This is a genomic window from Microbacterium sp. BH-3-3-3 (assembly GCF_001792815.1).
Lineage (GTDB): Bacteria > Actinomycetota > Actinomycetes > Actinomycetales > Microbacteriaceae > Microbacterium.
Genome location: NZ_CP017674.1, coordinates 556732 through 571123, shown reverse-complemented (window position 1 = coordinate 571123; position 14392 = coordinate 556732). Strand labels below are relative to the sequence as shown.

Below are 14392 nucleotides of genomic sequence, written 5' to 3'. Positions count from 1 at the left end.
AAGGGCGTCCGCACAGCAATGATCTCCACCAGCCTCTCCCACCTCGCCGACGTGCTCGGCGGGCGCCTCGTCGTCCGCGGCACCGACACCCCCGACACCACCGTCTCGGGCGACGTCGACACCGACTCGCGCCTGATCGAGCCCGGCGGCATCTTCGTCGCCAAGCCCGGCGAGGCCACCGACGGCCACCTGTTCGTCGCCGCCGCGGTCGAGCGCGGGGCGGCGCTGGCGATCGTGGAACGCGAGCTCGACGACGCGGTGAGCCAGATCGTCGTCGCCGACGCCGTGGCCGCGCTCAGCGACCTCGCCCGCGACGTCGTGGGTCGCGTGCGCGCCGGGGGAGACCTGCGGATCGTCGGCATCACCGGCTCCAACGGCAAGACGACGACCAAGAACCTGCTGGCCCGCATCCTCTCCGACGAGGGCGACACCGTCTCGCCCCGCGCCTCGTTCAACAACGAGGTCGGCGCTCCTCTCACGATGCTCCGCGTCACCGACGACACCCGCTACCTCGTGAGCGAGTTCGGCGCGAGCGGCCCCGGGGCCATCGCCCACCTCGCCGGCCTCGTCACCCCCGACATCGGCGTCGTGCTGATGGTCGGCATGGCGCACGCCGGGGGCTTCGGCGGCATCGAGTCGACCTTCCACGCCAAGAGCGAGCTCGTGCGGGCGACGCGTCCCGGCGGCCTCGCCGTGCTCAACGCCGACGACCCCCGGGTCGCCGCGATGGAGCCGATCGCGCGCGAGCGCGACCTCGAGGTGCGGTGGTTCGGCCGGGGCGAGCGCGCGCAGGTGCGGGCCGTCGACGTCGAGGTCTCGGCATCCGGCACCCGCGCCGATCTGCTGGTCGACGGCGAGCCCCACACCCTCACCCTGCACGTGCTCGGCGAGCACCACGTCATGAACGCCCTCGCGGCCCTCACGGCGGCCATCGCCCTGGGCGTGTCGGCGGCCGACGCGATCGCGCGACTCGAGACCGTCGAGATCGCCGAGCGGTGGCGCATGCAGCCGCTCGGCTCCGACCGGGTGCGCATCATCAACGACGCATACAACGCCAGCCCCGATTCCATGGCCGCAGCTCTTCGCACCCTCGCGCAGATCACCGGGCCCGACGAGCGCACGGTCGCGGTCCTCGGCGCGATGAGCGAGCTCGGCGAGTACGCCGACGAGGAGCACGATCGCGTGGGCCTGCTCGCGGTGCGCCTGCGCATCCAGCGCATCGTCATCGTGGGGCCCGAGGCGCGGCGCATGTTCCTCGAGGCCATCGCCCAGGGGTCCTGGGACGGCGAGGCGGTCTTCTTCGCCGACGCCGACGCCGCCTACGACTACCTCTCGACCGAACTGCGCGACGGTGACCGCGTGCTGGTGAAGTCGTCGAACTCGGCGGGGCTCCGGCATCTCGGCGACCGTCTGGGAGACTTGTTCGCGTGAGATCACTTCTGACGTCGGCGGCGATCTCGCTGGCCTTCACCCTCTTCCTCACCCCGGTGTTCCTCCGGTGGTTCCGGAAGTGGGGCTGGGGTCAGGTCATCCGCACGCCCGAGAACGTGCACAACCCCTCGCACGGGGCCAAGCGCGGCACGCCTACCATGGGCGGCACGATCTTCATCCTCGGCACGATGATCGGCTACTTCATCGGCTCGTACGCGGGCAACAACCCGCCCACGATCTCGGGCCTGCTCGTGCTGTGGCTCATGCTCGGTTTCGGCGTGGTCGGCTTCATCGACGACTACATGAAGATCCGCCAGCAGCGCAGTCTCGGCCTCTCGGGCTGGCGCAAGATCGCCGGCCAGGTCATCGTCGTCGTCCCCTTCGCGATCGTGGCGCTGAACGCCCGGAACGCCTTCGGCCAGGCCCCCGCGTCCGAGTACATCTCGGTCTTCCGTGATATCCAGGTGCTGTCGCTGTTCGCCCTCGGCCCGATCCTCGGGTGGCTGCTCTACCTCGCGTGGATCTCGCTCATCGGCACGGCGGCGTCGAACTCGGTCAACGTGGCCGACGGCCTGGACGGGTTGGCCGCGGGATCGGGCATCTTCGTCGTCGGCGCGTACAGCCTGATGGCCTTCTGGCAGAACAAGCAGATGTGCGCCGACGTGCTCGACGCGTCGGTGCAGGCCGGATGCTATGCCGTCCGCGACCCGTTCGACCTCGCCATCGTCTCGGCATCGTTCGTGGGCGCCCTGGTCGGATTCCTCTGGTGGAACGCCCCCAAGGCCAAGGTCTTCATGGGGGACTGCGGGTCGATGGCCATCGGCGGCGTCATCGCCGCGATGGCGATCTTCACCCGCACCGAACTGCTGCTCGTGCTCATCGCCGGCGTCTACGTCATCGCGTCGGGGTCGGTCATCCTTCAGCGCGCGTACTTCAAGATCACCCGCGGCAAGCGCCTGTTCCTCATGAGTCCGCTGCACCACCACCTCGAGATGAGGGGGTGGCCCGAGGTCACCATCGTGGTGCGCATGTGGATCATCGCGGGGCTCCTCGCCGTCTCCGGCATCGGTTTCTTCTACGTCGAATGGCTCGCACGCGTATGACCTCTCTCGCCTCCCTCACCAGCTGGCACGCCGACTGGAAGGGTCTGCGCGTCGTCGTCCTCGGCCTGTCGGTCACCGGGTTCTCGGCCGCCGACACGCTCAGCGAGCTCGGCGCCGACGTGCTCGTGGTGACCGAGCGGGCGGATGCCGAGTACTCGCGGTTGCTGCCCGTGCTCGGCGTGCGGCTGCACGAGGGCCCGCTCGACACCGTCCCGCACGAGCTCACCGCGTTCGCGCCCGACGTGGTCGTGGCCTCGCCCGGATTCGCGCCCCACCACCCCGTCATCCGGTGGACGCAGGAGCAGGGCATCGCGCTCTGGGGCGACGTCGAGCTCGCGTGGCGCGTGCGCGACAAGGTGGTGCGTCCCGACGGCCGCCCCGCCGACTGGGTGCTCATCACCGGCACCAACGGCAAGACCACCACGACCCGGCTCACCGCCGAGATGCTCGTGGCGGCGGGCCTGCGTGCCGCTCCCGTGGGCAACATCGGCACCCCGGTGCTCGATGCCGTGCGCGATCCGAACGGGTTCGACGTGCTCGTCGTCGAGTTGTCGAGCCACCAGCTCTGGTACCTCAACCTGCAGACCGGCGACGACGCGCTGTCGCCGCACGCGGCGGTGTGCCTCAACCTCGCCGACGACCACCTCGAGTGGCACGGCGGGGCCGACGCCTACCGCGACGCCAAGGCCGGTGTCTACGCCCGCACGCGTGTGGCGTGCGTCTACAACAAGGCCGACGACGCCACCCGCGAGATGGTCGAAGACGCCGAGGTCGTCGAGGGCGCCCGCGCCGTCGGCTTCGACCTGGGCGTTCCGGGGCCGAGCGACGTCGGTGTGGTCAACGGCATCCTGGTCGATCGCGCCTTCCTCGAGGAGCGCGCCACCTCGGCCCTCGAACTGACGACCGTCGCCGACCTGGCCGCCCGCGGCCTCGCCGCCCCCCACGTCGTCTCCAACATCCTCGCCGCGAGCGCCCTCGCGCGCTCGCTCGGCGCGACGCCGGCGCAGATCCACGACGCGCTCGAGCGGTTCCGTCTCGATCCGCACCGCATCCAGGTCGTCGGCGCCCACGCGGGCGTCACCTGGGTCGACGACTCGAAGGCGACCAACCCGCACGCGGCGGCTTCGTCGCTCGCCGCGTACCCGGGCTCGGTCTGGATCGTCGGGGGTCTGCTGAAGGGCGTCGACCTCGGCGAACTCGTCCGCGCCCGCGGTGGTGCGGTGCGCGCCGCGATCGTGATCGGCACGGTGCGGGACGATATCGTCGCGGCGTTCGCGCGACACGCCCCCGCGGTGCCGCTGTTCGAGGTCGACCACGCCGAGACTGAAGACGTCATGGCGCAGGTCGTGGAACTGGCGGCGGCCGTCGCCCGGGACGGAGACACGGTTCTCCTCGCCCCGGCAGCGGCGTCGTTCGATCAGTTCTCGTCCTACTCCGACCGCGGCGAACGCTTCGCCGACGCGGTGCGGACGTGGATCTCGCGGCACGACGACGGAGCATCTCGATCGCAGGACTGAGGGGACACGCGTGACCACGACGGCGCCTCGTTCCCGGCAGACCCCCGACGAGCCCGCCCGCGCGGGTCTCGCGGCGCGGGTGTCGCTCGGTCGGGCCTTCCGGCCGGTGCCGAGCGAGTTCCTGCTCATCACGTCGGCGGCGCTCCTGCTCACCGGCTTCGGCCTGGTGATGGTGCTGTCGGCCACCTCGGCTCTCGACGGTGCGCAGAGCCCGTTCGAGCACGTGCTCAAGCAGGGCGTGTTCGCCGTCATCGGCATCCCCCTGATGTTCGTGCTCAGCCGCGCCCCGCTCAAGTTCTGGAAGCGCATGGCGTGGCCGGCGTTGATCCTGGCCACGATGTTCCAGCTGCTGGTCTTCACTCCGCTGGGTATCTCGGCCAACGGAAACCGCAACTGGATCAACCTCGCGGGTATCCAGGCGCAGCCCGCCGAGTTCCTCAAGCTCGCGCTGGCGTTGTGGCTGGGCTACGTGCTCTTCCGCAAGCAGACGCTGCTCGGCAACTGGCGCCACGTGTTCATCCCGATCGTGCCGGTGGCGGCGCTGGTCATCGCCACCGTCATGGGGGGCAAAGACCTCGGCACCGCGATGATCCTCGTGCTCGTGCTGCTGGGGGCGCTGTTCTTCTCGGGGGTGCGGCTGCGCATCTTCCTGCTGCCGGCGATCGGTGCGATCGGGGCGGTGGCGCTGCTCGCCATCACCAGCGCCGACCGCATGCGGCGCATCATGAGCTTCCTCGACCAGGATTGCATCGCGAACTACCTCGGCGACTGCTACCAGCCGCTGCACGGCATCTGGGGTCTGGCCGCCGGGGGAGTGTTCGGGGTGGGCCTGGGCAACTCGGCCGAGAAGTACGACTGGCTCCCGGCCGCGGCCAACGACTACATCTTCGCCATCGTCGGCGAGGAGCTCGGTCTGATCGGCTGCATCGTCGTGCTCGCGCTGTTCGCCCTCTTCGCCGTGGGGGCGTTCCACATCATCCGCCGCACCGACGACCCGTTCGTGCGCATCGTGTGCGGCGCGATCACCATCTGGATCATCGGCCAGGCCCTGATCAACGTCGCGGTCGTGCTGCGCGTGTTCCCCGTGCTGGGTGTGCCGTTGCCGTTCATGTCGCAGGGCGGAACCTCGCTGCTGTCGGTGCTGATCGCCTGCGGCGTGCTGCTGTCGTGCGCGCGCACGCTGCCCGACCGGCGCGCCGTCGCCGAGCTTCCCGCGCGCGCCCCGCGGCGCCGTGCGGCGACCGCCCCGGCGACGAAGACCCGCACGCGCTGAGACGCGGGGAGCCGGCGCCGGGCTGCACCGGGTCGCCCGAAACGCGCTCCCGCGTCGCTGAGTAGGCGAACAGCGCACCCGGCGTCCGCCCCGCGCCGCCCGGAACGCGCTCCCGCGTCGCTGAGTCGGCGAACCAGCGCACCCGGCGTCCACCCGCGCGGAACGCTCCGCGGTTCTGGCTAGGGTCGTACGGTGACGACTTACCTCCTCGCCGGCGGCGGTACCGCCGGGCACGTGAACCCCCTCCTCGCCGTCGCCGACGGTCTGCGCGCGCGCGACGCGTCGGCCGACGTGCTGGTGCTGGGCACCCGCGAGGGTCTTGAGGCCCGCCTCGTGCCGCTGCGGGGCTACGAGCTGCTCACGGTGGCGAAGGTGCCGTTCCCGCGTCGACCCAACCGGGCAGCGGCCGTGTTCCCGGCCCAGTTCCTGCGGGCGGTCGCGGTGGTGCGCCGCCTGATCCGCGAGCGTGGTGTCGACGTCGTGGTGGGCTTCGGCGGCTATGCCGCAGCCCCCGCGTACGTCGCGGCGCGCCGCGAGCGGGTGCCCTTCGTGGTGCACGAGGCCAACGCCAAGCCGGGGCTGGCGAACGTGCTCGGAGCGCGGGGGGCGGCGGGGGTGGGTGTGGCCTTCGAGGGCACACCGCTGCGCGGCGCGCGTGTGGTGGGCATGCCGCTGCGGCGCGAGATCGTCGAGCTCGACCCCGCGGCCCTCCGCGACGAGGCCGCCACCCATTTCGGGTTGGATGCCGCCCGCCCCACGCTCCTCGTCTTCGGCGGCTCGCTCGGGGCGTTGCGACTGAACGCGGCGTTCGGCGAGGCATGGCGAGACGTGCTCGACGCCGGTTGGCAGCTGCTGCACGTCACCGGGCAGAACTCCGACCTGCCCGACCCCGGCGTCGACGGGTACGCCGTCGTGCGGTACGTCGACCGCATGGACCTCGCGTTCGCCTTCGCCGACTTCATCGTCTCTCGCTCGGGTGCGGCCACCGTGAGCGAGATCAGTGCTCTCGGCATCCCCGCCGTGTACGTGCCCTACGCCGTCGGCAACGGCGAGCAGCGGCTGAACGCCGCGGCGGCGGTCCGCGCGGGCGCCGCCCTGCTCGTCGACGACGCGGACCTCACCCCCGAGCGCGTGCGGAGCGAGGTGGTGCCGCTGCTGCGCGACGACGAGCGCCGCAACACCATGCGCTCCGCGGCCGCGCGCACCGGCATCCGGGCCGGGACCGAGAACGTCATCGCCCTCGTCGACGAGGCGCTCGCCCGCTGACACCGGGTGCGGGTGCTCCCGCGCGCGGCGCGCGGCGCGCGGCGCCCGCCCAGCGGCCGCGACCGACCGCTGAGGGGCCGCACGTCGACCGATCGCCGATGCCGCACGCTCCCGGGCGCGCCGAGGCCTGGGCCCCGGGTGGGCGACGTAAACTCGCATTCGCCATGATCAGACCCGACCTGAGTCTCCCCCTCCCCGAGTCCATCTCCTCCGCGCACTTCATCGGTGTCGGCGGCTCGGGCATGTCCGGACTCGCGCGCATGTTCCTCGACCGCGGCATCCGGGTCTCCGGGTCCGATCGCTCCGACAGCGCCGCGCTGCGCGACCTCGCCGCGCGCGGAGCCACGGTGCACGTCGGCCACGACGCGGCTCACCTCGGCGACGCCGACACGGTCGTGCACACGGGGGCGATCTGGCCCGAGAACCCCGAGTTCGTCACGGCGAAGCAGCGGGGGCTGCACGTCATCCACCGCTCGCAGGCGCTGCACTGGCTCATCGGCGGTCGCCGTCTCGTATCGGTCGCCGGCGCGCACGGCAAGACCACCTCGACCGGCATGATCGTCACGGCGCTGCGTGCCCTCGACGAGGACCCGACATTCGTCAACGGCGGAGTGATCGCCGACCTCGGCGCCTCCAGCGGCACGGGGGGCGACGAGCTGTTCGTGATCGAGGCCGACGAGTCCGACGGCACCTTCGAGCTGTACGACACCTCTGTGGCGCTCATCACCAACGTGGACCCCGACCACCTCGACCATTACGGCTCGCGCGATGCGTTCGACGCCGCCTTCGCCCGCTTCGCCGATGCCGCGCGCGAGGCCGTGGTCATCTCGTCCGACGACGCCGGCGCCCGCGCGGTGCGCGAGCGCATCACGCACGCCCACGTCGTCACCTTCGGCGAGGATCCCTCCGCCGACGTCCGGCTGACCGGCATCCGCACCGACGGCCCCGTCGCCTTCACGCTCACCGCCGACGGCGAGAGCGTCGAGGTGCAGCTGCGCGTCCCCGGCGCGCACAACGCGGTCAACGCCGCGGGTGCCGTCGCGGTGCTGCGCGTGCTCGGCCACCCGCTCGCCGCCGCCGCCCGTGCCGTCCAGGGCTTCGGCGGCACGGTGCGTCGCTTCGAGTTGCACGGGGTGTCGCAGGGCGTCAGCGTCTACGACGACTACGCGCACCACCCCACCGAGGTCGCCGCGGCCCTCTCCGCCGCGCGCACGGTCGTGGGCGAGGGGCGCATCATCGCGATCCAGCAGCCGCACACGTACTCGCGCACGCAGGAGATGTACCGCGAGTTCGCCGAGGTGCTCGAGACGCACGCCGACCACACCGTCATGCTCGACGTCTACGGCGCCCGGGAAGACCCGGTGCCGGGAGTGACGGGCGAGCTCGTCAGCGGCGCGTTCGCCGATCCGGCGCACGTGCACTACGTGCCCGACTGGCAGGCGGCCGCCGACTACACGGCCGACATCGCCCGCCCCGGCGACTACGTCATCACCCTCGGGTGCGGCAACGTCTACCAGATCATCCCGCAGGTGCTCGAGGCGCTCTCCCGCACCGAGGCCGCGGCGGTCTGAGCGTGCGCCGGCCGTCGCCCCTGCCCCCGCCCCCGGCGTCGGAGCAGCCCTCCCGCCGGCGGGTCGACGAGCCCGTCCCCGCACCGCCGACGCGGCATCCCGATCCCGCCGACGAGACCGCGCCCGTGGTGCCGCTCGTGCGGCCGAGCGTCTCGGATGCGAACGGTTCCGAGCCGACCGGCTCCGCGTCGTTCGTGGCGACTCCGGATGCCGAGGGCGCGAGCCTGCGCGACGTCTGGCGTGCCTCGCGCGCCCGTCGTCGTGCGCTCTCCGCCGAGGTGCGGCGCTTCACGGTGCGTCAGCGTCGGCGCCGGCGCGTGTGGATCGGGGTGGCGGCGGCGTTCCTCGTCATGGTGCTCGGCACGGCGGGCGCGGCGTACAGCCCCCTGTTCGCGGTCGAGCGCATCGAGGTCGTGGGCGCGTCGCAGCTCGACGTCGCCGCGGTCACCGACGCCCTCGACGGGCAGGTCGGTACGCCCCTGGCGCTGGTCGACGACAGCGCCGTGAAGGCGGCGCTGGTGCGCTTCCCGCTCGTGGAGTCGTACACGCTCGAGGCGCGGCCCCCGCACGACCTCGTCGTGCGGGTGGTGGAACGCACTCCCATCGGCGTGCTGCAGAGCACCGCCGGCTTCACGGTGGTGGATGCCGCGGGCGTCGCCCTGTCGACCACGCCCGACGCGCCCGCGGGCCAGCCGTTGCTCGAGATCGCCGGCGGCACCGATTCCGACGCGTTCCGCGCGGCGGGGCGCGTCATGCGGGCGTTGCCCGATGCCGTGCGCGCGCAGGTGACCGGGGTGTCGGCCTCGACCCCCGACGACGTCACGCTGACGCTCGGCGCGACCGGATCGCGTGTGGCGTGGGGCAGTTCCGACCGCTCGGCCGAGAAAGCCGTCGTGCTCGACCGACTGATGGCGAAGAGCCCGCCCGACCGCACGAAGGAGTACGACGTGACCTCGCCCGAGGCGGGCGTCGTCCGCTGATTCCGCCTCGGTCTCCGCGACCGTCTGCGCGCGACCGCCGCGCGCGCCGAAGGGATTTTCCCGATGATCGTCGGGCGTCCCGCGTGTCGCCCCGGTGGCATCGGGCTGGCCGCATACCTTCGAGCTAAGGAATTGCATACCGGGCAATTCTTTAACCCTCAACATGAGGTTTAAAGTTTCGGGTTCGGGGACAAACGGAGGCCGGCATGAGCCACAACCAGAACTACCTCGCTGTGATCAAGGTCGTCGGCGTCGGCGGTGGCGGCGTCAACGCCGTCAACCGCATGATCGAGCTCGGCCTGCGCGGCGTGGAGTTCATCGCGATCAACACCGACGCACAGGCGCTGCTGATGAGCGACGCCGACGTCAAGCTCGACGTCGGACGCGAGCTCACGCGCGGCCTCGGTGCCGGCGCCGACCCCGAGGTCGGCCGTCGTGCCGCCGAGGATCACGCGGAAGAGATCGAAGAGGCGCTGCGCGGCGCCGACATGGTCTTCGTCACCGCGGGCGAGGGCGGCGGCACGGGCACCGGCGGTGCGCCGGTGGTCGCCAAGATCGCCAAGTCGATCGGCGCCCTCACCATCGGTGTGGTCACCAAGCCGTTCTCCTTCGAGGGGCGTCGCCGACAGAGCCAGGCCGAGGCCGGCGTCGGACGCCTGAAGGAAGAGGTCGACACCCTCATCGTCGTCCCCAACGACCGTCTGCTCGAGATCAGCGACCGCGGCATCTCGATGATCGAGGCCTTCGCGACCGCCGACCAGGTTCTGCTCGCCGGTGTGCAGGGCATCACCGACCTCATCACGACCCCCGGTCTTATCAACCTCGACTTCGCCGACGTGAAGTCGGTCATGCAGGGCGCGGGATCGGCCCTCATGGGCATCGGCTCGGCGCGAGGAGCGGATCGTGCCATCAAGGCCGCCGAGCTCGCCGTCGAATCGCCCCTGCTCGAGGCCTCGATCGAGGGTGCGCACGGTGTGCTGCTGTCGATCCAGGGCGGATCGAACCTCGGCATCTTCGAGATCAACGACGCCGCCCAGCTGGTGAAGGAGGCCGCGCACCCCGAGGCCAACATCATCTTCGGAACGGTCATCGACGACACCCTCGGCGACGAGGTGCGTGTCACGGTCATCGCCGCCGGATTCGACGGGGGAGAGCCCTCGCTGCGCATCGACGCCGTCGGAGCGCAGCGTTCGGTCGCCGCCCCCGTGGTGCCCGTGATCCCGAGCGACGACGTCGCGCGCGACCTCGACGCCGCCGAGGAGCAGAAGGCCTCGACCGATCGCCCCGCCGAGCGCGCCCCCGAGCGTCGCCCGGAGCCGGCCCCGGTCGCCGCCCGCGTTCCCGAGACGTCGTACGACAGCGGTTACGCCGACGACGACCTCGACGTGCCGGACTTCCTCAAGTAAGCACGAGCGTTCGATGCAGCGGGTCCGGTGATCACCGGGCCCGCTGCGTCGTCGAAGGAGCACCATGGATGCCGCCCTGTCCGATCGCCTCGCCGCCGTCGACGCCCGCATCGCGGATGCCGCCCGCGCGGCGCATCGCGACCCGCACGACATCACGCGGATCGTCGTGACGAAGTTCCACCCCGTGTCGCTCGTCGCCGACCTGTACGCCCTCGGGGTACGCGACGTGGGGGAGAACCGCCAGCAGGAGCTCACCGCCAAGCGCGCCGAGACCGGCGGGCTCGACGGGCTCGTCTGGCACTTCATCGGGCAGGCGCAGACGAACAAGGCCCGCGCGGTGCGGGCGGCGTCGCACGCCGTGCACTCCGTCGACCGGACGCGGATCGCCGACGCCCTCGACGCGGCCGAGGGCGACGGCATCCTGGACGTCCTGTTGCAGGTCAACCTCACCGACGACGTCGGTCGCGGAGGGGTGGAGCCCGACGGGGTCGAGAAGCTCGCCGCCCATGTCGCGGGGCTCGAGACGGTGCGCCTGCGGGGTGTCATGGCCGTCGCGCCGCTCGACGAAGAGGCCGCTCACGCCTTCGAGCGTCTGCGCCGCTCGTCCGACGCCGTGCGTCGGGTGGTCGACGACGCGCACTGGATCTCGGCCGGAATGACCGGTGACTTCCCGGAAGCCGTGGCAATGGGCGCGACACACCTGAGGATCGGTTCCGCAATCACGGGCCCGAGGCCCCCGCGCGACTAGCCTCGGATCAGACGAGCGAACGGAGGATGCGATGTCGAACCCCCTCAAGAAGACGATGGTGTACCTGGGCCTCGCCGACGAGGAAGAGACCTATGAGGAGACTGCGCCGCAGCCCATTGCGCGGAAGCAGCCTCAGCAGACGGCCCCGGTCGAGAAGGCTGCTCCGGTGACCCCGCTGCACCGTCCCGCCGTGGTGCGTCAGCCCTCGGTGGGCCCCGTCAGCGAGATCCTCACCGTGCACCCCAAGCAGTACCGGGATGCGCAGACGATCGCCGAGAATTTCCGCGAGGGAATCCCGGTCATCATCAACCTGTCGCAGATGAGCGACGCCGACGCGCGTCGCCTGATCGACTTCGCGAGCGGCCTGTCGCTCGGGCTGTACGGCCGTATCGAGCGGGTGACGAGCAAGGTCTTCCTGCTCTCGCCCGAGAACATCGCCGTCTCCGGCGATGGAGCGATCGCGCAGGCCGACCCCGAGGGTGCGCCCTTCGCGCCCCAGTAACCCCTCGTGGCCGTACTGAGCCTGGTCGGCTCGATCCTCAGCGCGATCCTGTTCATCTACATCGTCCTGCTTCTCGCGCGCCTCGTGCTCGAGTACATCCCGATGTTCAACCGGGAATGGCGTCCGCGTGGCGCCACCCTGGTGGCCGCAGAGATCGTCTACACCGTGACGGATCCGCCGATCAAGCTGATCCGCCGCATCATTCCCCCCCTGCGCATCGGGGGTATCGCGTTCGATTTCGGTTTCGCGATCACCCTGTTCGTCTGCTTCATGCTTCTCAGCGTCACCCGGTCGCTCGCGGCCGCCTGACATCCATGGCCGTCGCCCTTCGACACCGACGAAGGGCGACGGCTATGCTGTTCCGAAGCGGTACGCCCCGGTGCGACACCCTTAACAGTTCCGACTCAGAGCTCTCGAAAGAGGAAACACCATGGCACTGACCCCCGATGACGTCGTCACCAAGCAGTTCCAGCACGTCCGCTTCAAGGAGGGCTTCGACCCCGACGAGGTCGACGACTTCCTCGACGAGATCGTCGTCGAGTGGCGCAAGACGATCGCTGAGAACGAAGAGCTGAAGACGAAGCTCGCCGCTCTCGAGTCCGGTGAGGCCGCGCCCGCCGCTGCCGCTCCGGTGGCCGAGACCGCCCAGGTCGAGGAGCCCGTCGTCTCCGAGGTGCCGGCTCCGGCTCCCGTCGCCGCCGCGCCCGCAGCGTCCACCGCCGACGACGCGGCCCCCGTGGCCCAGAGCGCCGGCATCATCGAGCTCGCTCAGCGTCTGCACGACGAGCACGTCGCCGAGGGCAAGGCCCAGCGCGACCAGCTCATCGGCGAGGCGCAGGCACAGGCGGCGTCCATCGTCGCCGAGGCCGAGCAGAAGGGCCGCGAGGAGCGCGCCCGTCTCGAGAAGGAGCGCACCACGCTCGAGGGACGCATCACCGAGCTCCGCAACTTCGAGCGCGACTACCGCTCGCAGCTGCGTTCCTACATCGAGGGTCAGCTCCGCGACCTCGACACCACGGCATCGTCCTCGGGCTCGACGCCGGTGTCGGCGATCGGTCTGTAGGACCACTCTTTGCGCAGTCGATCTCCTCTGCGTCCGGTGGCGGCCGGCATCGTCATCGCGATTCTCGCGGTGGTGGTGCTGGCCGCCGACCAGTTGGCGAAGACCGTCGCCATCGACAACCTCCCCCCGGAGCGCGTCGTCCCGGTGATCGGTGAAGCCCTGCAGTTCTACCTCGTCCGAAACCCCGGAGCCGCCTTCTCGCTCGGCGAGAGCGTGACCTGGGTGTTCACCATCGCTCTGGCCGTGGTCGCGGTGGTCATCGCGTACCTCGCGGTCCGACGGGTGCGCTCGCGCCTGTGGGCCGTCGTGCTCGGTCTGCTCCTCGGCGGTGTCCTCGGCAACCTCACCGACCGCCTGCTCCGCGAGCCCGGCTTCCCGGTCGGCCACGTCGTGGACTTCATCTCCACCCCGTGGATGATGCCGGCCATCTACAACGTCGCCGACATCTTCATCGTCTCGATGATGATCTCGGTGGCGATCCTCGTCCTCTCGGGTCTGCGACTCGACGGCACCCGTGAAACCCGCGCGTCGCGCGCCGCCGAGGCGGCTGCAGACGACGGCGTCGTCGATGCGTCGACCGACACGGGTGCGCGCTGACATGGAGTCGCGGAGCCTGCCCGTCCCCGACGGGCTCGACGGAACGCGCGTCGACCAGGCGCTCGCCAAGATGCTGGGGTTCTCCCGCACCTTCGCCGCCGAGGTGGCCGACGCCGGGGGAGTGAGCGTCGACGGTCGCCCCGCCGGCCGGTCCGACCGCCTGCGCGCGGGCACCTGGTTGAGCGTCGAATGGGAGCCCAAACGCGACCCCGAGATCATCCCGGTCGCCGTGCCCGATCTGGGGATCGTCCACGACGACGACGACATCGTCGTGGTCGACAAGCCGGCGGGTGTTGCCGCGCACCCCTCCGTCGGGTGGGACGGGCCCACGGTGCTCGGCGCCCTGGCCGCGGCGGGCTTCCGCATCGCCACCAGCGGCCCGGCCGAGCGCCGGGGCGTCGTTCATCGTCTGGACGCCGGTACGAGCGGGCTGATGGTCGTCGCCAAGACCGAGCGCGCGTACACACTCCTCAAGAGCGCCTTCAAAGAGCGCGAGGTCGAGAAGATCTACCACGCGGTGGTGCAGGGGCACCCCGACCCCCTCGCGGGAACGATCGACGCACCCATCGGGCGGCATCCGCACCACTCGTGGAAGTTCGCCGTGACCCCCGACGGAAAAGACTCGGTCACGCACTACGAGACCCTCGAGGCGTTCCCCCGCGCGTCGCTGCTCGAGATCCATCTCGAGACCGGACGCACGCATCAGATCCGTGTGCACATGGCCGCGCACCGGCATCCGTGCGCGGGAGACCCGCTCTACGGCGCCGACCCGACCCTGTCGGCGCGCCTGGGGCTGACACGGCAGTGGCTGCACGCGCATCGGCTGGCCTTCAGCCACCCCGGTACGGGGGAGTGGGTGTCGTTCGAGTCGCCGTACCCCGCCGATCTCGCTAGCGCGCTCGAGATCCTCTCCGACTCGATCTGATCTCGACGTC

The 14392-nt window shown here is 71.1% G+C and carries 14 protein-coding genes; all 14 read left to right on the top strand.

Annotation, left to right across the window (positions count from 1 at the left end; genetic code table 11):
• The first annotated feature begins 18 nt into the window (after positions 1–18).
• The 14 genes from murF (at position 19) to BJP65_RS02665 (ending at position 14382) form a co-directional block, all read left to right on the top strand.
• On the top strand, positions 19–1431 hold the full coding sequence (gene murF / locus BJP65_RS02730) for a UDP-N-acetylmuramoyl-tripeptide--D-alanyl-D-alanine ligase (RefSeq protein WP_055835523.1): 1413 nt from the start codon (positions 19–21) through the stop codon (positions 1429–1431).
• Complete coding sequence (gene mraY / locus BJP65_RS02725) at positions 1428–2534, top strand: phospho-N-acetylmuramoyl-pentapeptide-transferase (RefSeq protein WP_055835525.1); 1107 nt, start codon at positions 1428–1430, stop codon at positions 2532–2534. The genes murF and mraY overlap by 4 nt, the downstream gene beginning before the upstream one ends.
• On the top strand, positions 2531–4051 hold the full coding sequence (murD, locus tag BJP65_RS02720) for a UDP-N-acetylmuramoyl-L-alanine--D-glutamate ligase (RefSeq protein ID WP_055835528.1): 1521 nt from the start codon (positions 2531–2533) through the stop codon (positions 4049–4051). The genes mraY and murD overlap by 4 nt, the downstream gene beginning before the upstream one ends.
• 10 nt (positions 4052–4061) lie before the next feature.
• Positions 4062–5324 carry a putative lipid II flippase FtsW gene (gene ftsW, locus BJP65_RS02715; protein WP_070408128.1) on the top strand — a complete coding sequence of 421 codons (1263 nt, stop codon included), beginning with the start codon at positions 4062–4064 and terminating at the stop codon, positions 5322–5324.
• A 192-nt stretch (positions 5325–5516) separates the two neighbouring features.
• Positions 5517–6590, top strand: a complete 1074-nt coding sequence (locus BJP65_RS02710) for a glycosyltransferase (protein WP_070408127.1) — start codon at positions 5517–5519, stop codon at positions 6588–6590.
• Positions 6591–6754: 164 nt separating this feature from the next.
• Positions 6755–8161, top strand: a complete 1407-nt coding sequence (murC, locus tag BJP65_RS02705; RefSeq protein ID WP_070409815.1) for a UDP-N-acetylmuramate--L-alanine ligase — start codon at positions 6755–6757, stop codon at positions 8159–8161.
• Positions 8162–8163: 2 nt separating this feature from the next.
• Positions 8164–9141, top strand: coding sequence for an FtsQ-type POTRA domain-containing protein (locus BJP65_RS02700; RefSeq protein WP_070408126.1), 978 nt, complete (start codon positions 8164–8166; stop codon positions 9139–9141).
• 206 nt (positions 9142–9347) lie between these two features.
• Positions 9348–10547 carry a cell division protein FtsZ gene (ftsZ, locus tag BJP65_RS02695; protein ID WP_055835541.1) on the top strand — a complete coding sequence of 400 codons (1200 nt, stop codon included), beginning with the start codon at positions 9348–9350 and terminating at the stop codon, positions 10545–10547.
• A gap of 64 nt (positions 10548–10611) precedes the next feature.
• On the top strand, positions 10612–11295 hold the full coding sequence (locus BJP65_RS02690) for a YggS family pyridoxal phosphate-dependent enzyme (protein WP_070408125.1): 684 nt from the start codon (positions 10612–10614) through the stop codon (positions 11293–11295).
• Between the two features lie 31 nt (positions 11296–11326).
• Positions 11327–11797, top strand: coding sequence for a cell division protein SepF (locus tag BJP65_RS02685; RefSeq protein ID WP_055835547.1), 471 nt, complete (start codon positions 11327–11329; stop codon positions 11795–11797).
• Positions 11798–11803: 6 nt separating this feature from the next.
• On the top strand, positions 11804–12106 hold the full coding sequence (locus tag BJP65_RS02680; RefSeq protein WP_055835550.1) for a YggT family protein: 303 nt from the start codon (positions 11804–11806) through the stop codon (positions 12104–12106).
• A gap of 121 nt (positions 12107–12227) precedes the next feature.
• The gene (locus tag BJP65_RS02675; RefSeq protein WP_055937393.1) at positions 12228–12860 is read left to right on the top strand and encodes a DivIVA domain-containing protein; all 633 of its coding nucleotides are present in this window, start codon (positions 12228–12230) and stop codon (positions 12858–12860) included.
• A gap of 9 nt (positions 12861–12869) precedes the next feature.
• On the top strand, positions 12870–13457 hold the full coding sequence (lspA, locus tag BJP65_RS02670; protein WP_070408124.1) for a signal peptidase II: 588 nt from the start codon (positions 12870–12872) through the stop codon (positions 13455–13457).
• Between the two features lies 1 nt (position 13458).
• Positions 13459–14382 carry an RluA family pseudouridine synthase gene (locus tag BJP65_RS02665; RefSeq protein WP_055937398.1) on the top strand — a complete coding sequence of 308 codons (924 nt, stop codon included), beginning with the start codon at positions 13459–13461 and terminating at the stop codon, positions 14380–14382.
• Positions 14383–14392: the final 10 nt, after the last annotated feature.